Annotated in this window: 2 protein-coding genes and 1 pseudogene; 1 reads left to right on the forward strand and 2 read right to left on the reverse strand. The window is 56.2% G+C overall.

The window, feature by feature from the left end:
* The coding region (locus RA210_RS18675; protein WP_201487621.1) for a helix-turn-helix domain-containing protein at window positions 1–285 on the reverse strand (285 nt) is incomplete at its 3' end.
* 407 nt (window positions 286–692) lie between these two features.
* Window positions 693–1,118, reverse strand: coding sequence for a hypothetical protein (locus RA210_RS18680; protein WP_201487622.1), 426 nt, complete (start codon window positions 1,116–1,118; stop codon window positions 693–695).
* Window positions 1,119–1,261: 143 nt separating this feature from the next.
* Between RA210_RS18680 and RA210_RS18685 the strand changes: the two are divergent.
* Window positions 1,262–1,393 (forward strand): annotated as a pseudogene (locus RA210_RS18685) (IS110 family transposase); the annotation flags it as partial.

Genomic DNA, 1,393 nt, shown 5'->3' on the forward strand with positions numbered 1-1,393 from the left:
CTCGGGAGAAAAGCGTTTTCGCAGCAGGTGGACGACCAGCTCGAACAGCTCGTTGCCGGGCACCAGCTTTTGCCGAGGCCGGCAGGACATGCGGCGTTCACGCATCGCTCGCTGGGCATGCTGGGTGATGTAGTCGCCCTGAGTACTGCGGTTACGGCGGATCTCGCGACTGATCGTCGAGGGGCTGCGGTTGAGCATTCGGGCAATGGCCCGCTGGCTCATGCCGCGCAGCAAACCGACCTGGATGTTGGAGCGCTCTTCAATGCTGAGTTCGTGGTAAGACATGGCAACACCGTACCGGAAAGGTCAGGTGTTGCACTCAGTTTTTGCCGCCGCCGGATGTTTCCTGCTTCATCTGGCAGAACTGCTCCGTAAGGTAATACGGAAACATGCAGGCTATAAGGCGTCGTGGCTCCGCAGTTTCGCTGGAAAAGAACAGCCTGATATACACCGTTTGGTGAGTCTAGGCTAGAAAGTGGTTCGTTTACGCATAGCGGATCGAGAAAGTAAACGAAGACGGCAACTGTCGCGACAAGAAGAGCGACCACAGCAGCAAGGGTCAGTGCCGCAAATTTCAAAGCGCTTGGAATGTGCACCTGGCTGCTCCGTGTGGCTAACGTGGAAGTGAGGGGCGACGGGCCGGCATCGCCGGCACGGCGTCCCAGCGGCGAAGCCGCGCCTCGACTGCAGGGTTAGACGTCTGCTTCATGGTGAGACGCCTCAAGGCAACGCATGAGCATGACCTCTATGCTTGAGTTTGCTCGCTTGCCGTAAGCAGGAATAGACCGAATTACCTCCAGCCAACGACGGAGAAATTTTTGATCCTTTTCCAAGAATTCTTTGCGCAAATTCCATTCTGCTTGGCAGGCCTTGTCTTCTGCTTTTAGTCGTTCGACTTCGCTCTGACACTGAGCGCAAAGGCTCGGCAACCACCAGACAAACCGTTTTTGAACTTCGTACGCCCGCTTTTGGGCTTCGGCGGTAAATACGCAACCAGCAAAGCATTTGAAACAGCGATAAGCAATGTTCTCGTACTCGGTTGCCTTTTCATCGTAGTGGCCGCCGGGGGATCTCTGGCTTGATCTCGACCACGCACTTCGATTGATTGCGGTTGACATGGCTAGGCTCGTGAGCAGACGTCTAACGTTGAAGCTAAAGGGCGCGCTTTAGCGCGTCCCATTTGAGTGCTGTAATGGACTCTCCCTGCACCACACTTACCCGCACCAGCGGTGTCGAGAATGGCGTTCGGAGGGTTTCAGCGATGTGCAAGCAGATTGCAGTGGATTTGGCCAAGTCCGTTTACCAGGTTGCCGAGAGCGTCCGTGCCGGGCAGGTGAGTCAGCGCAAGCGGCTGAATCGCGAGGCGTTTCGCCGATATATACAGGAGCAGGCC

Source organism: Pseudomonas sp. OF001, from assembly GCF_904426495.1.
Lineage (GTDB): Bacteria > Pseudomonadota > Gammaproteobacteria > Pseudomonadales > Pseudomonadaceae > Geopseudomonas.